Annotated in this window: 17 protein-coding genes; 6 read left to right on the plus strand and 11 right to left on the minus strand. The window is 66.9% G+C overall.

What is annotated here, in order from left to right; all coding sequences use genetic code 11:
- Positions 1–521 precede the first annotated feature (521 nt).
- The 6 genes from rodA (AC5P8J_RS12515) to AC5P8J_RS12540 all read right to left on the minus strand — a co-directional run bounded on the left by rodA (AC5P8J_RS12515) (position 522) and on the right by AC5P8J_RS12540 (position 7,697).
- Positions 522–1,616: a rod shape-determining protein RodA gene (rodA, locus tag AC5P8J_RS12515; RefSeq protein WP_031270823.1), complete on the minus strand. Its 1,095-nt coding sequence runs from the start codon at positions 1,614–1,616 to the stop codon at positions 522–524.
- Between the two features lie 148 nt (positions 1,617–1,764).
- Entirely contained in the window at positions 1,765–2,877 is a 1,113-nt protein-coding gene (gene rodA, locus AC5P8J_RS12520; RefSeq protein WP_019660682.1) for a rod shape-determining protein RodA, read from the minus strand.
- Positions 2,874–4,946, minus strand: a complete 2,073-nt coding sequence (gene mrdA / locus AC5P8J_RS12525) for a penicillin-binding protein 2 (RefSeq protein WP_021204560.1) — start codon at positions 4,944–4,946, stop codon at positions 2,874–2,876. Before mrdA ends, rodA (AC5P8J_RS12520) begins: the two co-directional genes overlap by 4 nt.
- Positions 4,947–4,949: 3 nt before the next feature.
- Positions 4,950–5,435 (minus strand): rod shape-determining protein MreD, encoded by a 486-nt coding sequence (gene mreD, locus AC5P8J_RS12530; RefSeq protein WP_021204559.1) that lies wholly within the window; start codon positions 5,433–5,435, stop codon positions 4,950–4,952.
- Complete coding sequence (gene mreC / locus AC5P8J_RS12535) at positions 5,432–6,529, minus strand: rod shape-determining protein MreC (protein ID WP_111102105.1); 1,098 nt, start codon at positions 6,527–6,529, stop codon at positions 5,432–5,434. The genes mreD and mreC overlap by 4 nt, the downstream gene beginning before the upstream one ends.
- A 121-nt stretch (positions 6,530–6,650) precedes the next feature.
- The gene (locus AC5P8J_RS12540; RefSeq protein ID WP_005419402.1) at positions 6,651–7,697 is read right to left on the minus strand and encodes a rod shape-determining protein; all 1,047 of its coding nucleotides are present in this window, start codon (positions 7,695–7,697) and stop codon (positions 6,651–6,653) included.
- A gap of 283 nt (positions 7,698–7,980) precedes the next feature.
- Here AC5P8J_RS12540 and AC5P8J_RS12545 point away from each other — a divergent pair, with 283 nt between their 5' ends.
- Positions 7,981–8,919 carry a carbohydrate kinase family protein gene (locus AC5P8J_RS12545; RefSeq protein ID WP_019660686.1) on the plus strand — a complete coding sequence of 313 codons (939 nt, stop codon included), beginning with the start codon at positions 7,981–7,983 and terminating at the stop codon, positions 8,917–8,919.
- Between the two features lie 220 nt (positions 8,920–9,139).
- On the opposite strand, the gene AC5P8J_RS12550 is transcribed toward AC5P8J_RS12545, so the two are convergent.
- From AC5P8J_RS12550 to ubiE, 4 genes are all read right to left on the minus strand, one after another.
- Complete coding sequence (locus AC5P8J_RS12550; protein WP_031270516.1) at positions 9,140–9,760, minus strand: HAD family hydrolase; 621 nt, start codon at positions 9,758–9,760, stop codon at positions 9,140–9,142.
- On the minus strand, positions 9,760–10,491 hold the full coding sequence (locus AC5P8J_RS12555; RefSeq protein ID WP_021203907.1) for a hypothetical protein: 732 nt from the start codon (positions 10,489–10,491) through the stop codon (positions 9,760–9,762). The genes AC5P8J_RS12550 and AC5P8J_RS12555 overlap by 1 nt, the downstream gene beginning before the upstream one ends.
- A gap of 127 nt (positions 10,492–10,618) precedes the next feature.
- The gene (locus tag AC5P8J_RS12560; protein ID WP_021203906.1) at positions 10,619–12,547 is read right to left on the minus strand and encodes a M1 family metallopeptidase; all 1,929 of its coding nucleotides are present in this window, start codon (positions 12,545–12,547) and stop codon (positions 10,619–10,621) included.
- Between the two features lie 183 nt (positions 12,548–12,730).
- A complete protein-coding gene (gene ubiE / locus AC5P8J_RS12565) occupies positions 12,731–13,492 on the minus strand; it encodes a bifunctional demethylmenaquinone methyltransferase/2-methoxy-6-polyprenyl-1,4-benzoquinol methylase UbiE (protein WP_019660690.1) in 762 nt (253 codons plus the stop codon).
- A gap of 80 nt (positions 13,493–13,572) precedes the next feature.
- Between ubiE and AC5P8J_RS12570 the strand changes: the two genes are divergently transcribed.
- The 5 genes from AC5P8J_RS12570 (at position 13,573) to AC5P8J_RS12590 (ending at position 15,945) form a co-directional block, all read left to right on the plus strand.
- Entirely contained in the window at positions 13,573–14,025 is a 453-nt protein-coding gene (locus AC5P8J_RS12570; RefSeq protein ID WP_005419409.1) for a nucleoside deaminase, read from the plus strand.
- Positions 14,026–14,223: 198 nt separating this feature from the next.
- Positions 14,224–14,484, plus strand: coding sequence for a hypothetical protein (locus AC5P8J_RS12575; protein ID WP_021203905.1), 261 nt, complete (start codon positions 14,224–14,226; stop codon positions 14,482–14,484).
- A gap of 75 nt (positions 14,485–14,559) precedes the next feature.
- Positions 14,560–14,895: a hypothetical protein gene (locus AC5P8J_RS12580; protein ID WP_021203904.1), complete on the plus strand. Its 336-nt coding sequence runs from the start codon at positions 14,560–14,562 to the stop codon at positions 14,893–14,895.
- A gap of 67 nt (positions 14,896–14,962) precedes the next feature.
- The gene (locus AC5P8J_RS12585) at positions 14,963–15,385 is read left to right on the plus strand and encodes a low affinity iron permease family protein (RefSeq protein ID WP_019660693.1); all 423 of its coding nucleotides are present in this window, start codon (positions 14,963–14,965) and stop codon (positions 15,383–15,385) included.
- Positions 15,386–15,492: 107 nt separating this feature from the next.
- Entirely contained in the window at positions 15,493–15,945 is a 453-nt protein-coding gene (locus tag AC5P8J_RS12590) for an REP-associated tyrosine transposase (protein ID WP_111098681.1), read from the plus strand.
- A gap of 108 nt (positions 15,946–16,053) precedes the next feature.
- Here the strand turns inward: AC5P8J_RS12590 and smeF are convergent, their stop codons facing one another.
- Positions 16,054–17,454, minus strand: coding sequence for a multidrug efflux RND transporter outer membrane subunit SmeF (gene smeF / locus AC5P8J_RS12595; protein ID WP_494539993.1), 1,401 nt, complete (start codon positions 17,452–17,454; stop codon positions 16,054–16,056).
- Position 17,455: the final 1 nt, after the last annotated feature.

Here is a 17,455-nt window from a genome sequence, read left to right on the forward strand (position 1 = left end):
GCTGCTTACATCCACGGCTTCTACAATCCAGCCCGGCTACACTCGGCGCTGGGCTACCACTCGCCTAACAACTACGCCCGGCAGCTCCGGGCTGCCGCCTGAAACGGCTTCATGGCGTCCGTTTTCAGGGGGCCAGATCAGACACCCCCGCGTACCCAACCCGACCGGCCTCTGACAGATTTCGGAGGTCTGCCACCCACGGAGAAGAAAAAGAAGATCAAAAGATCGCGACGCTGCGCTTGCTCGTGACCCGAGCATGGATCGGCTCTACACAAGGCAATGAAGCGACCCGCCAGGCCGCCTTTGCTTTTGATCTTCTTTTTCTTCTCCGGGGGAGACGCGCACGGAACCTGTCCGTGGCCGGGTAGATGGGCTGCGCAGGGGCGTGAGCCGCATGGATGCGACGACCGAGCTTACATGGATGTACTTGCAGCATCCCCTGCGCGGCCCATCTACCCGGCCCCACCCATGAACTGCTTTGCGCGGTCATCCACGAGGGGCTGCGCCGTTGGCTGGAAACCCTATCCCCCGTGCACGGGTCGGTGCCCGCGCACCGCCATCACCAGTCCGATACCCGCCAGCAGCGACACCGCCGAGGTACCGCCATAACTGATCAACGGCATCGGAATGCCCACCACCGGCAGCAGGCCGGAAATCATCCCGCCGTTCACCAGTACGTACACGAAGAACGCCAAGCCCAGGCTGCCGGCCAGCAACCTTGCGTGCGTGTCGCGGGCGTGCACCGCGATCCACAGGCAGCGGCCGACCACGAACAGGTACAGCGCAAACACGGTGGCCACGCCGATCCAGCCGAACTCTTCGGCCAGCACCGAGAACGCGAAGTCCGTGGTGTACTCAGGCAGGAAGTCCAGCGTGGCCTGGGTGCCCTGCCCCCAGCCGCGCCCGTCCCAGCCACCGGAGCCGATCGCGATGCGTGACTGCAGGATGTTCCAACCGGTGCCGAGCGGGTCTGCCGCCGGATCGAGGAAGGTCAGCACGCGATCCTTCTGGTACTGACGCAACAGACCGAACCATGCCAGGGGTGCGGCCACCGCAAGCCCTGTTGCCCCGGTCGCCACCCATCCCCAGTGCAGGCCCGCCAGCAACAAGGCGAACACGCCGCTGGCGGTGACCAGCGTTGCGGTACCGAGGTTGGGCTGCATCAGGATCAGTACTGCAGGCATGCCGATCAGCACCGCAGCCGTCAGTACCGTGCGTGGCGACGGCGGCAGCGGTTGGCGATGCAGGTACCAGGCCATCATCAGCGGCAGGCTGAGCTTGAGCAGTTCGGACGGTTGCAGGTAGAACACGCCGAGGTTGAGCCAGCGCTGCCCGTATTTGCCGGTGCCGACCACGTAGACCGCCATCAGCGGCAGCATCGACAACGCATACAACGCTGGTGTCCACGCCCGCAGGCGCAGCAGCGAAACACGCGACAGCAGCCACATCGCCACCAGGCCACCGGCAAAGCGCGCCGCCTGCCCGGCCACGGGGCCGGACACGCTGTGCAGCACCGCCAGGCCGACGCCCATCAGGATCAACAACGCAACCAGCAACGGCAGATCGATCGTGCGCACCGCCTCACGGCAGCCGCCAAGCAGTCGTTTCCATTCCACACGGCCACGGTAGCAATGCGTGCTTGCGTGAAGCTGTCAGCGCGGTGCCGCATTTGTAGAGTCGAGCCATGCCCGACTGCCTTTCATACAGCAGAAGCAGCCGAGCATGGCTCGGCTCTACAAGAATCAGGAGCAGGAAGCGCGGCGGCTAGCCGTAGCCGCCGTGCACCGGGTTGTGGCTGCGCACCGCCATCACCAGGCCGAAGCCGGCCAGCAGTGACACCGCCGAGGTACCGCCGTAACTGATCAGCGGCATCGGCACGCCCACCACCGGCAGCAGGCCGGAAATCATCCCGCCGTTGACCAGTACGTAGACGAAGAATGCCAGTCCGGTGGCCCCGGCAAGCAGGCGCGAATAGGAATCGCGCGATTGGCTGGCAATCCACAGGCAACGCCCGATCACCAGCAGGTACAGCGCCAGCACGGTGGCCACGCCGATCCAGCCGAATTCCTCGCTCAGCACCGAGAACGCGAAGTCGGTGGTCTGCTCGGGAATGAAGTTCAGGTGCGACTGCGAGCCCTCGCCCCAGCCCTTGCCATCGAAGCCCCCGGAACCGATCGCGATCTTCGACTGGATGATGTTCCAGCCGGCGCCAAGCGCGTCCATTTCCGGGTCCAGGAACATCATGATGCGGTCCTTCTGGTACGGCCGCAGCAGCCAGAACCAGGCCACCGGCGCGACCGCGGCCACGCCGCCTACGCCCAGCCCGACCCACCACCACGGCAGGCCTGCCAGCAGCAGCACGAACACGCCACTGGCGGCGATCAGCACACCGGTGCCGAAGTCCGGCTGCAGCATCACCAGGCCGGTCGGTACGCCGATGATGACCAAGGCCACGAGCACGGTATTGAAGCGCGGTGGCAGCGGCATCCTGTGCAGGTACCAGGCCACCATCATCGGCAGGCTCACCTTCAGCAGCTCGGCCGGCTGCAGGTAGAAGAACTTCAGGTCCAGCCACTGCCGGCCGTACTTGCCGGTGCCGAGCACGAACACCGCCAGCAACGGAATCATCGAGATCGCATAGATCATCGGCGTGGCCGAGCGGATGCGCAGGATAGGCACGCGCGAGATGCCCCACAGCGCCGCCATGCCCACCGCGAAGCGCGCGCCCTGGGCCATCACCAGGCTGTCGCCTCCGGCACTCTTCAGGGTCGCCAGGCCGATCACCATCAGCGCGCCGAGGGCCAGGCACAGCACCCAGTCCAGCGTACTGAAGAAGCGGCGCAGCATGTCGCCGGCCCACCGCAGGAACACTCTCATCGTGCGGGCTCCGCAGGGGTCGGCCGTGGCGTGGCCGGCAACGCGGCGGCCTGCGCATCCGGCTGCGGCGCGGGTGCAGGCGCCGGTGCAGGCACGCCGATCAGCACCGGATGTTCTCCCACCTGTGCAGCGGCAAGATCGCCGGCCTGGCGCGCGCTCGCGTCTTCGTTGTCGAACGCGGTGGCGCCGATGGCAGTGGTGCCGCGCTCGCTGTCCAGCGGCTGCATGCCTTCGGGCATCTTGCCCAGCAGGTAGGCATCGAACACCTTGCGGGCGATCGGCGCCGCGGCTGAACCACCGTAGCCACCGCCTTCCACCGCCACCGCAATCGCGATCACCGGGTTTTCGACCGGCGCGAAGCCAACGAACAGCGCGCGGTGGCGCAGGTGCATCGGCAGGCTCTTCGGGTTCACTGCAGCAGTGCCCTTGCGGCTGATGACCTGTGCGGTACCGGTCTTGCCGGCCATCACGTACGGCGCACCCACCGCCACGCGCCAGCCGCTGCCGCCGGGCCGCATGGTCGCCATCATGCCCTCGCGCACGGCCTGCACGTTGTTGGGGTTGGGGCTGATCGGCTTGCTTTCGCCGGCCGGCATTGCCGTCCAGTCGCTGTCGAATCCTTCGCGCTGCTGGATCACCAGGTGCGGGGTGCGCAGCTGGCCGTCGGCCAGCGCGCTGACGCCGCGCGCCAGCTGCAGCGGGGTGACCTTCCAGTCGCCCTGGCCGATGCTGATGTTGACCGTGTCGCCCGGGAACCAGGCTTCCTTGCGGGTCTTCCGCTTGTAGGCCGGCGACGGCAGGATGCCGCCGATTTCGCCGGTGAGGTCGATGCCGGTCGGCTGGCCGAAGCCGTAGTACTCCATGTAATGGTCGAAGCGCTCGATGCCCAGGTCCAGCGCCAGCTTGTAGTAATAGGTATTGACCGATTCGGCGATCGACTTGCGCAGGTCGGTCCAGCCGTGGCCGCCGCGATGCGCATCACCCCAGCCACGTGAAGTGCCGGGCAGGTAGAACATGCCGGTGGACAGCACCTTGTCTTCCGGGCGGCGCACGCCCGAATCCAGGCCGGCCAGGCCGATCAGGGGTTTCAGCGTGGAACCGGGGGCGACGCCACCGAGCACCAGGCGGTTGAACTGCGGCCGCGACGGGTTTTCGTTCAATGCCTTGAAGTCGGCATGGGAAATGCCGTTGACGAACAGGTTGGGGTCGTAGGACGGCAGGCTGACCATCGCCAGCACTTCGCCGGTACGCGGGTCCATCGCCACCGCCGAGCCTTCCTGGTCGCCGAAGGCAGCCACCATCGCGCGCTGCAGGTCGGCGTCGATCGACAGCCGCAGGTCCGCACCGGACTGCGCGGCCACCCGGCCGATGGTGCGGATCGCGCGGCCCTGCACGTTGGTCTCGACCTGTTCATAGCCGACCCGGCCACGCAGCTGCTGCTCGTAATAGCGCTCCAGGCCGGATTTGCCGATGTGGGTCAGCGCGGCATTACCTTCGCCGAGGATTTCCAGATCCTTGTCATCGACGCGACCGACGTAGCCGATGATGTGCGCGAACAGATCGCCATACGGGTAGCGCCGGGTCAGGTAGGGTTCCAGCTCGACCCCCGGGAAACGCCAGCGGTCGACGGCAAAGCGCGCCATCTCCTCGTCGCTCATGCGCAGCTTCAGCGTGACCGGCAGGAACTTGCGGCGCGCCTTGCGCGACTTGTTGAACGCTTCCAGCTCTTCCGGGCTGATGCTGATGATCTTCGCCAGCCCTTCCAGGGTGGCGTCCATGTCCTTGACCTTGTCCGGGGTCACGTCCAGGCGGAACGCCGGCACGTTCTCGGCCAGCAGGCGGCCATTGCGGTCGTAGATCATGCCGCGCCCGGGCACCACCGGCCGCGGCTTGATGCGGTTGGCTTCCGAGCGCGTGGCATAGACGTCGTGGTCCAGCACCTGCAGCTTGAAGTACCAGCCGCCCAGCCCCAGCAGGCAGACCAGCACGCCCAGGAAACCGAGCGCCGCGCGACGGCGGAACTGCTCGGCTTCGGCGTGTGGATTCTTGACCTGGCGGCGCGGAATCATGGCTCAGCGCCCGCGCTTGCCGAAGCGCACCGCGTCCAGCAGCACGAACACCAGCGGCCACAGGCCCATGCCCAGCAGCGGGGCCCACCAGTACGACCACGGCAGGGTCGGTTCGCCCACCAGGATGTGCACCAGTGCGCTGACGATGCGGTCGTTGAACAGCAGGCCGCCGATGGCCAGCATCTGCTGCGACATCGGGAAGAAGCGGATGCGCGCGCGGAAGCGCTGCAGGATGAAAGCCAGCATCACCAGCCGCAGTGCCTGCTCGCCGAGGACACCGCCGTACAGCAGGTCGGCGATGACGCCGCTGGCGAAGGCGATGCCCAGGCCGACGCGCTCGGGCGCTTCGATGACCCAGTACGCCAGCACCAGCGCCAGCCAGTACGGGCGCAGCGGCTGCAGCAGCGCCGGCAACGGCAGCAGGCCCAGCAGCAGCGCCACCACCAGGCTGGCCGGCAGCACCCATGGGTTGTCGCGCAGGCGGCTCATCGCTGCGCCTCCGGCGTGGTCGGTTGCCGGCCAGCGGCCGGCACTACCGGAGCAGCAGGATCAGGGGAGGATGCGGGGGCAACAGACCTCGTTTGCGACGAGGGCTGTTGCCGGCCAGCGGCCGGCACTACCGGGGCGCTGACCGGAGCTGGCGTCGATGCCGCTGGCGCGGTTCCCACGGGCACGGTGGCGCCGGTGGCCGGGCCACCCGGGGCGGTTTCTTCCAGCTGCAGGCGCAGCTCCGGCGGAATGCGGATCGCCGCGCCCGGGCGCAGCAGCAGCACGTCGCGGCCGCGGTCGAGCTGCGCCGCCGGCTTCAGTTCGCCGACCAGGAACGCATGGGTGTCGTCCGGTCGCAGGCCGGTGATGGTGCCGACCGGGAAGCCGGCCGGGAAACGACCGCCAAGACCGGAGGTGACGATCTCATCGCCCACTTCCACCCCGGCGCTGAGCGGAATATCGCGCAGTTCCAGCGTGTCGCCGCGGCCATAGACGATCAGGCGAACGCCGTTGCGGGCCACGGTGACCGGCACGGCATGGTCAGGGTCGGTCAGCAGCAGCACGGTAGAGGTGCCGCCGGTGACGCTGATCACCTGGCCCATCAGGCCGCCGGCGTCGATCACCGCCTGGCCGACATGCACGCCCTCGCGGCTGCCGGCATCGAGTACCAGGCGCTGTTTGACCGGGTCCAGGTCGATGTCCAGGATCGGCGCCAGCTGCACGTCCAGGCCACTGCGCTCGGCCACGTTCAGCAGTTCGCGCAGCTGGGCATTGTCCAGTGCGGCGGTCTGCAGGCGGGTCAGGCGCGCGTTGGCCAGCAGCAGCTGGTTGCGCAGTTCGCGGTTTTCGGTGACCAGCTGGCTGTGGCTGGCGGCGGAATCCTTGACCTGGTTGCCGAGCTTGCCGGGCAGGCCGGCCAGTGCCCAGACCGGCTGCACCAGGCTGTTGGCCTGCTCGCGCAGGCGCGCCAGCCAGCCGGCCTGGTCATCGAGCACGATCAGCGTGATGGCCAACGCGAGATAGGCCAGCAACCGCAGGGGGCTGGCGGCATCACCGGATCGGGAGGCGACGGGAGGACCGGCGTAGGGCGGCACGGCAACGATTCAACTGGCAGAAGGCGGAAGGGAAACACGCGGGCGCCCCGCCGGTGCCGGCCCGCCATCACGGCGGGCCGCACCCCGGAAGGGCGCGGCGGGCAGGAACGGCCGGGACGGCTTATTCCGGCGCAAAGAACTCGTTGCCGTGCATGTCCACCAGCTCCAGCGCACGACCGCCGCCGCGGGCCACGCAGGTCAGCGGATCGTCGGCCACCTGCACGTGCAGGCCGGTTTCCTCGGAGATCAGGCGGTCCAGGTCGCGCAGCAGGGCGCCGCCACCGGTCAGCACGATGCCGCGCTCGGCGACGTCGGCGCACAGTTCCGGCGGGGTCTGCTCCAGCGCCAGCTTCACCGCGCTGACGATGCCCGACAGCGGTTCGTGCAGGGCCTCGAGCACCTCGTTGGAGCTGATCTTGATCATCTTCGGCACGCCCTCGGCGAGGTTGCGGCCGGAGATTTCCATCTCGATCACTTCCGCCTGCGGGTAGGCGCAGCCCAGCTCGACCTTGATGCGCTCGGCGGTGGCTTCACCGATCAGCATGCCGTGGTTGCGGCGCACGTAGTTGGTGATGGACTCGTCGAAGCGGTCGCCGCCGATGCGGACCGAGGCCGAATAGACGATGCCGTTGAGCGAGATCACCGCCACTTCGGTGGTGCCGCCGCCGATGTCGATGACCATCGAGCCACGGGCTTCGGTGACCGGCATGCCGGCGCCGATCGCGGCGGCCATCGGCTCTTCGATCAGGAACACGTCACGGGCACCGGCTTCCTCGGCCGATTCCTTGATCGCGCGGCGCTCGACCTGGGTCGAACCGGCCGGCACGCAGACCAGCACGCGCGGGCTCGGGCGCAGCACGCGCGACTTGTGCACCTTCTTGATGAAGTGCTTGAGCATCGCCTCGGTGTAGGTGAAGTCGGCGATGACGCCGTCCTTCATCGGGCGGATGGTGGTGATGTGGCCCGGGGTACGGCCCAGCATCTGCTTGGCTTCGGCGCCTACGGCTGCCACCGAGCGGGTGCCACCGATGGCACGGTCCTGGCGCACGGCCACGACCGATGGCTCGTTCAGTACGATCCCCTGCCCGCGCACGTAGATGAGGGTGTTGGCCGTGCCCAGGTCGATGGACAGGTCGTTGGAGAACATGCCACGGAGTTTCTTGAACATCTGAGGAAGGAGTCCTGAGGGGTGTCGTGCCCGCCGCGGGATGGCGAAAAAATGGGCAGAAATCGAGGCCGACAAGCCTAGCAACCCGCCTGCCGCCGAGCAAGGAAAAAACTAGCTGAACCCGCGTCTTCACAGGCTTTCGGCCTGATCAGGCCTCACCCGGTTCTGGCCCTGAGCGGCACCAGCGGGTAACCTTTGCGCCGTCGGGCGCCCAAGGGCGCCGTTTGCTTGCCCGCTGAACCGGGCCGGCCCACCCCAAAATTCACCGCATAGGCTTACATCGATGTCCGCTCTGATCTGTGGTTCTCTTGCCTTCGACACCATCATGGTGTTCCCGGACCAGTTCAAGAATCACATCCTGCCGGACAAGGTGCACATCCTGAACGTGTCGTTCCTGGTCCCACGCATGCGCCGCGAGTTCGGCGGCTGCGCCGGCAACATCGCCTACAACCTGCACCTGCTGGGTGGCCAGCCGATCCCGATGGGCACGGTGGGATCGGACTTCGGCCCGTACCGCGAGTACTTCGAAGGCCTGGGCATCGACCTGTCGCGCGTGCGCGTGATCGATGAGCTGTTCACCCCGCAGGCGTTCATCACCACCGATCACGACAACAACCAGATCACCGCCTTCCACCCGGGCGCGATGATGCGTTCCTACGAGAACCACGTGCGTGGCGTGCCGGGCGTGACCCTGGGCCTGGTCGGCCCGGACGGCCGCGAAGGCATGATCCAGAACGCGCAGGAATTCCACGAGGACGGCATCCCGTTCATCTTCGACCCGGGCCAGGCCATGCCGCTGTTCAACGGCCCGGAACTGCGCGCGTTCATCGATCAGGCCGACTACGTGGTGGTCAACGACTACGAGTCGAACCTGCTGCAGGAGCGCACCGGCTGGGACGAAAAGGAGATCGTCAGCCGGGTCAAGGCCTACATCACCACCCGTGGCCCGAAGGGTGCGGTCATCCACACCCCGGAAAAGAGCTACGACATCCCGCCGGCGCACGAGCGCCGCGTGGTCGACCCCACCGGCTGTGGCGACGCCTTCCGCGCCGGCCTGATCTACGGCATCCAGAAGGGCTACGACTGGCTGACCATCGGCCGCATGGGCAACCTGATGGGCGCGCTGAAGGTCGAACACCCGGGCACGCAGAACCAGCGCTTCACCTTCGATGAGTTCAACGAGCAGTTCAAGCAGCAATTTGGCTACGCGCTTAGCGCGTAACCAAATTGCTCGCGCATTCCACCTTATCCCCGCGCCTTCGGCGCGCCCCCTTGAACAACACGGGGGCTTTCCACCCGATGCGCTGCTGGGAATGCTGTTGGTAGGTGTCGACCTTGGTCGACACACTGTTTGATTCCTGTAGAGCCGAGCCATGCTCGGCTTGCGCGCGCCAGCGCGATCTGACCGGAGAGCAGCCGAGCGTGGGCTCGGCTCTACATCATCAGGCGCCCTGCCAGGCAGCCAACAAGGCGCGGCAATCGGCGAAATGCCAGTCGGCACGGCCCGGCCACGGATTTTCCGGCAGATTGACCAGCACGGTGTGCGTGCCTGCGGCACGGCCGCACTCCAGGTCGTAGGCGTGGTCACCGACCATCACTGCCTCCGCAGCCCCGATCCCCCAACGCCGCAGATGCTGCTGCAGGCCATCCGGTGAGGGTTTGGGCACCGCTTCATCGCGGCCGATGATGTCGGCATCGTCGAACAACGCCCCGACCCCGATCGCGTCCAAGGTCAGCTTCGCCAGCGCATGATCATTGCGGGTCAGGATGCCGAGCCGGCAGCCTGCCGCCGACAACGCGCGCAGCAGCTTCAGCGCACCCGGTGCCGGCAGTGCGTCCTCGGCCAGCGCGCGCTCATGATCCAGCAGCCACGCGCGCTTGGCCTGCGCCGGTGCGTCCGGCAAGGCCGCAATATGGTCAAGGATGTCTTCCTCGGCCGCGATCTCCAGCGCGTGGCGGATCGCGGCGAAATCATGCACGGCCACGGTCAGCGTGCCATCCATGTCGAACACCCAGTGCCGGATCGCGGACAACGCGTGCACGGCGCTGCCCGCCGCAACGATCACTGCCACCACTGCGGCATGCGGCTGGCGTCGACGCCACCGGTTTCGAATACAGCGGTGCGGGTGCCACCGGCCTTGACCGGGAACTCGATGCTGATCGATTTGCCCTTGCGCGCCAGCTTCCACAGCGCCTTCTGGTCGGTGATGAACAGGGCAATGGCTTCATCGGTCTTCGGACGCCACGCCGCCATGGAAATCGGCTTGCCGTCGTCCACGGTTACTTTCACCGTGCACTGCGGGCAACGGAAATCGCCGGCCTGCAGCACCAGATACGCATGCCGCTTCCACTCCGGATGATCGCGGAACACCAGCTGCACCGGCTTGGCGCCGCTGCCATCCACGTCCACCCGTTCCTTGCTGTAGATCTGCGCCGAAACCTGGTTGCCCTTGTTGCCCACCGGGATCTGGTTGTACTGCCACAGTGCCTGCATGCGGCGCAGGTCGCGCGCGGCATCGCCCTTGGCCTTGACCTCGTCGAAGCCTGCGGCGATGCGCTCGGCGGCCGCGGTGTCCTTGTACTGGTCCAGCAGCGAGGCACCATGCAGGCGCGCGCGCTCCCAGTCCTGCGCGGCCACGGCCATGTCGTACTGCTTGGCCACGTCTTCGGCCTTGGCCTCCTTCTGCGCCTGCACGGCGGCTGCGGCGGCTTCCTTCGCCTTGCGTTCTTCCTCGGGGTTGCTGCAGGCGGCCAGCGCCAGCGTGCAGGCGGTGAGCAGGATCAGTCGTTTCATGGCGGAGGTCCTTGGCGAGTGCATCCCGATTCTATCGGCAGCGAAAAGCGGATACACCAACGGCGGGTTTCCCCGCCGTTGGTGGTGAAGCAGTGACCGGTTGCCGGCCAGCGGCCGGCACTACCGCTTACTTGGCTTCAGCCTTGGCCAGCATGTCCTGGACCGAGGCGGTGGTGATCGGGTGGTAGCCCGGCTTGGCCTTTTCGAAGGCCTGCTTGGCCAGCTCCAGCCCCTTCGGGGTCTTCACCAGTTCGGCGTAGATCGGCAGGATCAGCTTGCGACGGCCGACGCGCTCGATGAATGCCGCCGCGCCTTCATTGGCCTGCTCGTAGCCGCTGCGGATCGCCAGCGGGTACCAGCGCATGGCGATTTCGCCATTGGGGGTGCCGGTGAAGTGGAAGGCCTTGTCCAGCGTGGCCAGCTTGTCCAGCGGCTGGGTCGCGCCCAGGCCGTCGATGAAGCGCACCCATTCCTGGGTGCTCCAGTCGGCGATGACCTGGCTGCTGGGCACGGTGCCGGCGCTGGCAAAGGCGATGCGTGCGGTATCGACGCTGCTGAAGTTGCGCGACTGCGCCTTGGCCGCGAACGCCGGGATACCCGGCTCGTCCAGCCATGCCTTCAGTTCGGCCTCGGTCACTGCCGACGGATTCTTCGGCAGCAGGTTCTTCTTCATGTAGCCGACGAACTGGTCGGTGTTCGCGCTCTGGAAAGCATGGTCATCGAACCAGCCGCGCAGGAACGGATCGAAGGTCTCGCGGCCGAAGCGCTGCTCCAGGAACTCCAGGAACCATGCACCCTTGACGTAGGCGACCTGGCTGAGCGCTTCGTCGGGGTCGCGCTCGTTCAGCGGCGGCAGCGCAAGCGCCTGGTCGGCCGGGCTCATGTCCTTCACTTCGGCCAGCAGGTCGGTCTGGTCGATCTGCTTCTCCATCTCGGCCATCTCCTTGCCGTACAGGGCTTCGGTGATGCGGCCCTGGACGTAGGTAGTGAAGCCTTCATTGAGCCAGATGTCCTTCCAGCTGGCGTTGGTCACCAGGTTGCCCGACCAGCTGTGCGCCAGTTCATGGGCGACCAGCGAGACCAGCGACTTGTCGCCGACGATCACGGTCGGGGTGGCGAAGGTCAGGCGCGGGTTCTCCATGCCGCCGAACGGGAACGACGGCGGCAGCACCAGCATGTCGTAGCGGCCCCAGCGGTATTCGCCGTACAGCTTCTCGGCGGCACCGATCATCTTCTCGGTGTCCTCGAATTCCTTGGCGGCCTTGTTGACCATGGTCGGCTCGGCCCAGACGCCGGAGCGGCCGGAGATCGGCTCGAACACCAGGTCGCCGGCCGCGATGGCCAGCAGGTAGGACGGAATCGGCTGCGGCATCTTGAAGGTGTAGTCACCGTCACGCGCGGCCTTCGGATCGTTGTCGGCGCTCATCAGCACCATCACGTCCGGGCGCGAGACCACGTGCGCGCTGTAGGTGAAACGCACGCTCGGGGTGTCCTGCAGCGGCACCCACGAACGGGCGTGGATGGCCTGCGACTGGCTGAACATGAAGGGCAGCTTCTTGCCCTCGGTCATCGACGGCGCCAGCCACTGCAGGCCCGAGGCCGTCGGTGCGGTGTGGTAGCTCACTTCCACCTTGGCCGGCTGTTCCGGGGCCTCGATGGTCAGCTTGCTGCCGAACACCTTGTCAGCGGCGGCCAGCTCGAACTTCAGCGGGCTGCGCGCGCCGTCGGCGGCAACGGCCTCGACCTTGGACACGGTCAGCTCGCGGGTGTCGAGCACCAGTTGCCTGGCGTCCTTCTGTTTCCATTCCAGGGTGTAGGTGGCGGTACCGCCGATCTGCTTCTGGTCGAAGTCCAGCTTCAGATCCAGCGCGATGTCCTTGATGACGACCTTGTCCGGCTCGGCGTACGAGCTTTCGTCGTGGCTGCGGTTCTCGGCGTTCACGGGGGCGGCAGGGGCCTTTGCGGCAGTCGGGGCGGCGGCGGGCGCGGCCGCCTCCTGGGAGCAGCCGGCGGCCAGGGCCACGGCCAGCGGAAGGAGCATCAGCGGATTACGCATGAATCGGGACCGTTACGGGGATCAAACCCCAATGGTAACTCCCTCCGGCCGCGCAGGCGTTGCGCGGTGCGGGGTAATGGCGGCCCACAGCACCGGTAGTGCCGGCCGCTGGCCGGCATCCGCACGGACGATGACCGGGCACGGGGATGCCGGCCAGCGGCCGGCACTACCGGAACACCGGGCCTACAGCTTGTAGCCGGAGTGGATCGAGACGATGCCGCCGGTCAGGTTCTTGTAGTGGCAGCGCTCGAAGCCGGCCTGCGCCATCATCGCCTTCAGTTCGTCCTGCGGCGGGTGCTTGCGGATGCTCTCGGCCAGGTACTGGTAGCTGTCCGAATCGTTGGCGAACAGCTTGCCCAGCTTCGGCAGGATCTTGAACGAGTGGAAGTCGTAGATCGGCTTGAACCAGTCCGCGGTGACTTCGGAGAACTCCAGCACGCGGGCCTGGCCGCCCACCTTCAGCACGCGGTACATCTCGCGCAGGCCAGCGTCCTTGTCGGTCACGTTGCGCAGGCCGAAGGCGATGGTGACCAGGTCGAAGCTGTTGTCCGGGAACGGCAGGGCCTCGGCGTTGCACTGCACGTAGTCCAGGCCCAGCACCAGGCCGCGGTTGGTCAGGCGGTCACGGCCGACCGACAGCATGCCGGCGTTGATGTCGCCCAGCACCACCGAGCCCTCGGCGCCGACGCGCTCCTTCAGCAGGGCGGCGATGTCGCCGGTGCCGCCGGCCAGGTCGAGCACGCGGTCGCCCGGCTTCACCTGCGCGGTGGCCACGTAGTAGCGCTTCCACGCCCGGTGCACGCCCAGGCTCATCAGGTCGTTCATCAGGTCGTAGTTGCGCGCGACCGAGGTGAACACCTGGCCGACCAGCTTCTGCTTGTCCTTGGCGGCGACGTCGCGGAACCCGAAATGGGTGGTACCGGCTTTGTAGGGGGATTCGCTCATGGCCCCGATTATCGCACCGCCGGGGGCCAGCGGCACCCCCTGCCCGTATCATGGCGGGCCACGACTTACCGGAGCCCCGCATGATCACCACGCCCGACTACCAGGCCCTGCTGCAGACCGCCATCGCCGAAGCCCGCCAAGGCCTGGCCGAGGGCGGCGTGCCGATCGGCGCGGCCCTGTACCACAACGACGGCCGCCTGCTTGGCTGCGGCCACAACCGCCGCGTGCAGGAAGGCGACCCGTCGGTGCACGGCGAGACCGATGCGTTCCGCAAGGCCGGCCGCCAGCGCCGTTACCAGGACACGATCATGGTCACCACCCTGGCACCGTGCTGGTACTGCTCTGGCCTGGTGCGCCAGTTCAACATCGGCACCGTGGTGGTGGGCGAATCGCGCACCTTCCAGGGCGGCATCGACTGGTTGCGGGAAAACGGCGTCAACGTGATCGACCTCGACAACCAGGAATGCGTCGACCTGCTCGGCGATTTCATCAGCCGCCATCCGGACATCTGGAACGAAGACATCGGTGAATGAGCCACACACCGTCATCCGTTGAACCCGTTTAATGAACGCTTCAGTGCCGCCACCTCTTAGTGCGGACAGCGTTTGCGGCCATTGCCGTGACCGCGCGCACAGTCAGCTGGACTGCGTGCACACACTGCGGTAACACCCCACCCGGCTGACACGCCTAGGGTGGGGTTACCGGGGCTCGTTTCCCCGGCGGAGCCAGCCATGTGCGCGCACGCCGTACGACCTACGCCCGACCCGATCCTCGAATCCATCCGCGAACGCCTGCAGCAGCACTTCGCGCTGCACCGGCGCAGTGCGTCGTTCTGGAGTGCCTACCAGGGCCTGCAGCTGGAACTGGTGCGCGGCCAGCCACGCGATCACGAGCGACTGTGCAACGCGATGGCCACCATGGCCGAGCAGATGGGGGCGGTCGAGCACGCGCAACTGATCAGCAATCGCCACACCGGCTCCACATCCCGCTGACGCGGCATGCACCGGCAGATACGCCACACTCCGATGAACCCCCACTCCCTTTCCACTCAACCGAACTGGATTGTCATGCACGCTGAAGTCCCCACCATTCCTCCGGTCATCAACGTAGACGCCGAGCTTGACCACTGGCGCCGCCAGCATGCCGAGGGCGCACTGCCGCACAACTCGTTCGGCTCCTACGTGCCGTGGATCAAGTTCGCCTGTGATTCGCTGATCACCCAGCCGCGCGCCAGCGAGGCCGAACGTGACGAAATGTTCCAGACCCAGTACGCCCTGCAGATCATGCCGCGGTTGAGCGAAGCACAGGCCCGCGAGTTCGTCGACCTCTGCTGGCAGCACGTCTATCAGAGCAGCCCAGTGCGCAGCCTGCAGGCGCCACGACTGCAACGCATGCGCGCCTGACGGCCGCTGCACGGCGCCTCCACGCGCCACTGCCGATCATCCTCGTCACCTGGGTGGGACGACGACGATGAAAGCACGAAACCTGTTCAATACGATCGCCAAGAAGGCCGCGGCCGCCACGGGCTCGCCGTGGACCTTCCTGGCTGCAGTGGCGATCGTGGTGATCTGGGGCATCAGTGGCCCGGTGTTCGGCTTCAACGACACCTGGCAGCTGGTGATCAACACCGGCACCACCATCATCACCTTCCTGATGGTGTTCCTGATCCAGCACACGCAGAACGCGGACACCGCCGCGATGCAGATCAAGCTGGACGAGCTGATCCGGGCAACCGCCGAGGCCAACAACGAGCTGCTCGATCTGGAAGAACTGGACGAGGCACGCCTGGAAGAGATCCGCGCCGAGTACGAGCAGATGGCGCGCGAAGCCGGCGATGCGCTCGCGCGGGTGCGCGCCTGCCATGCAGCGCGGCGCGACGATGAAGCGATCTGACGGTAGCGCCGGGCCATGCCCGGCGAGCGCGATACCCGGAAGAATCCCACACGGGCCACCGCCCTCGGCTGATAACGGCGGACATCCCATCAGTGCAGACTGGCGCCATGTCCAGCCGTCACCTGGAACGCGGCCGCCACTCCCGTATCCGGGGCTACTACGTCCTCACCACGGTCGTACGCCACCGCCGTCCGGTCTTTGAAGATCCACGTTGTGCAACGTGTCTTGTGGATGCATTGAGGTATGTTGAACGCATGGGCCTCAGTCGGTCCTTTGCTTGGGTCGTCATGCCTGACCATCTGCACTGGCTGATGCAGCTGCGCGACGGATCACTGGCGCGCATGATGGGAACGGTGAAATCCCGCAGCAGCTGGTTGCTGGGGCAGCAGTTCGGCATACAGACGCCTTTGTGGCAGCCGAGCTGTTTCGATCACGCGGTACGCAGCGAGGAAGCCTTGAGGCGCCATGCGTTGTACATCCCGGGCAACCCCATCCGAGCAGGGTTGACCCTGCATCTCGATGAATATCCGTTTGCATGGTGCCGTTGGCCCATGCGGTAGCGCCTGGCCATGCCCGGCGAGCACGAAGTGCGGTCCGCCCAGACGTCAGGCATGCAGGAACGAAAAGCCGCCGGGCGTGGCCCGGCGCTACCGGTATCGAATTGCTGCTCAGCTGCGCTCGTGCCAGCCACCGCCCAGCACCTTGTACAGCGTGATGCGGTTGGCCTGCTGCGCCAGCCGCGCCTGCAGCTGGGTCTGTTGTGCGTTGTAGGCGGTACGTCGCGCATCCAGCAGGGTCACGAAGCTGTCCAGGCCCGCGTCGTAGCGCGCCTGCGACAGGCGGTTGGCCTGTTCGGCCGCTTCCACCAGGCGCTGCTGTGAACTCACCTGCTCGTCCAGGCTGACATTCAACGCCAGCGCATCGGCGGTTTCGCGGAAGCCCACCTGGATCGACTTCTCGTACTGCGCCAGAGCGATATCACGATCGGCGTTGGCGATGGCCAGGTTGGCGCGCAGCTTGCCGCCCTGGAAGATCGGCAGCGTGATCTTCGGCAGGAAGCTCCACACGCGCGTACCGCTGTCGAACAGGTTGGACAGTTCGCTCGAACCACTGCCGATGCTGCCGGTCAGCGAGATGCTGGGGAAGAACGCCGCGCGTGCCGCACCGATATTGGCGTTGGCCGCCAGCAGCTGGTGCTCGGCGGCCATGATGTCCGGGCGCTGCAGCAGCACGTCGCTGGGCAGGCCGGCCGGCGGCGGTGCCAGTGCCAGCAGCTGCGGTTCGATGCCGTCCGGCAGCAGTGCCGGATCGAGCTGGCCACCGGCCAGCAGCGCCAGCGCGTTGCGGTCCTGGGCCAGCTGGCCACGCAGGCGCGCAGCATCGGTGCGCGCGGTCTCGACCAGCGTGCGGGTCTGGGTCAGTTCCAGTGCCGAACTGCCGCCACGCTCGTGGCGGGCCTCGGCCAGGCGCAACGAATCTTCGTAGGTCTTCAGCGTGGCCTCGGCGATCTTCAGGCGCTGCGCGTCGGCACCATACGTCAGCCACGCAGTTGCGGTCCCGGCAACCAGGCTCAGCTGCGCGTTGCGGCGGTTGGCGGCCACCGCGAAGTACTGTTGCAGTGCCGCTTCACTGAGGTTGCGCACGCGGCCGAACAGGTCCAGCTCGAACTCGGCCACGCCGACACCGGCGGTGAACTGCTCGCTGACACCGGCATCGGTGCCCTGGCGCTGCATCTGGCCGGTAACGGCCACGCCGGGCACGCGATCAGCGCGCTGCACACGGTACTGGCCGCGCGCGCGTTCAACGTTGAGCACGGCCACGCGCAGGTCGCGATTGTTCTGCAGCGACTGCTCGATCACCTGCTGCAGGCGCGCATCGGTGAAGAAGTCGCGCCAGCCGACGGCGGCGGCATCGGCCACCTCGCCCTGCGCGGCCTCGGCCGGCCACTGCGCCGGGATCGCCGGGGCGACAGCGGTGTTCTTCGGCACCAGGGTGGAGCAACCTGCCAGCGCGAGCGCGGCGGCAATGGAAAGGAACAGGGATGCACTTTTCATGGGAATGACTTCCATC

This window comes from Stenotrophomonas sp. YJH_SMC_37, assembly GCF_059370035.1.

Coding starts and splice junctions, on each gene's coding strand:
- rodA (WP_019660682.1), bottom strand. CDS start 2,877: ATGAGAGTGTTCCTGCGGTGGGCCGGCGACATGCTGCGCCGCTTCTTC.
- mrdA (WP_021204560.1), bottom strand. CDS start 4,946: ATGATTCCGCGCCGCCAGGTCAAGAATCCACACGCCGAAGCCGAGCAG.
- mreD (WP_021204559.1), bottom strand. CDS start 5,435: ATGAGCCGCCTGCGCGACAACCCATGGGTGCTGCCGGCCAGCCTGGTG.
- AC5P8J_RS12540 (WP_005419402.1), bottom strand. CDS start 7,697: ATGTTCAAGAAACTCCGTGGCATGTTCTCCAACGACCTGTCCATCGAC.
- AC5P8J_RS12545 (WP_019660686.1), top strand. CDS start 7,981: ATGTCCGCTCTGATCTGTGGTTCTCTTGCCTTCGACACCATCATGGTG.
- AC5P8J_RS12555 (WP_021203907.1), bottom strand. CDS start 10,491: ATGAAACGACTGATCCTGCTCACCGCCTGCACGCTGGCGCTGGCCGCC.
- AC5P8J_RS12560 (WP_021203906.1), bottom strand. CDS start 12,547: ATGCGTAATCCGCTGATGCTCCTTCCGCTGGCCGTGGCCCTGGCCGCC.
- ubiE (WP_019660690.1), bottom strand. CDS start 13,492: ATGAGCGAATCCCCCTACAAAGCCGGTACCACCCATTTCGGGTTCCGC.
- AC5P8J_RS12570 (WP_005419409.1), top strand. CDS start 13,573: ATGATCACCACGCCCGACTACCAGGCCCTGCTGCAGACCGCCATCGCC.
- AC5P8J_RS12575 (WP_021203905.1), top strand. CDS start 14,224: ATGTGCGCGCACGCCGTACGACCTACGCCCGACCCGATCCTCGAATCC.
- AC5P8J_RS12580 (WP_021203904.1), top strand. CDS start 14,560: ATGCACGCTGAAGTCCCCACCATTCCTCCGGTCATCAACGTAGACGCC.
- AC5P8J_RS12585 (WP_019660693.1), top strand. CDS start 14,963: ATGAAAGCACGAAACCTGTTCAATACGATCGCCAAGAAGGCCGCGGCC.
- AC5P8J_RS12590 (WP_111098681.1), top strand. CDS start 15,493: ATGTCCAGCCGTCACCTGGAACGCGGCCGCCACTCCCGTATCCGGGGC.
- smeF (WP_494539993.1), bottom strand. CDS start 17,454: ATGGAAGTCATTCCCATGAAAAGTGCATCCCTGTTCCTTTCCATTGCC.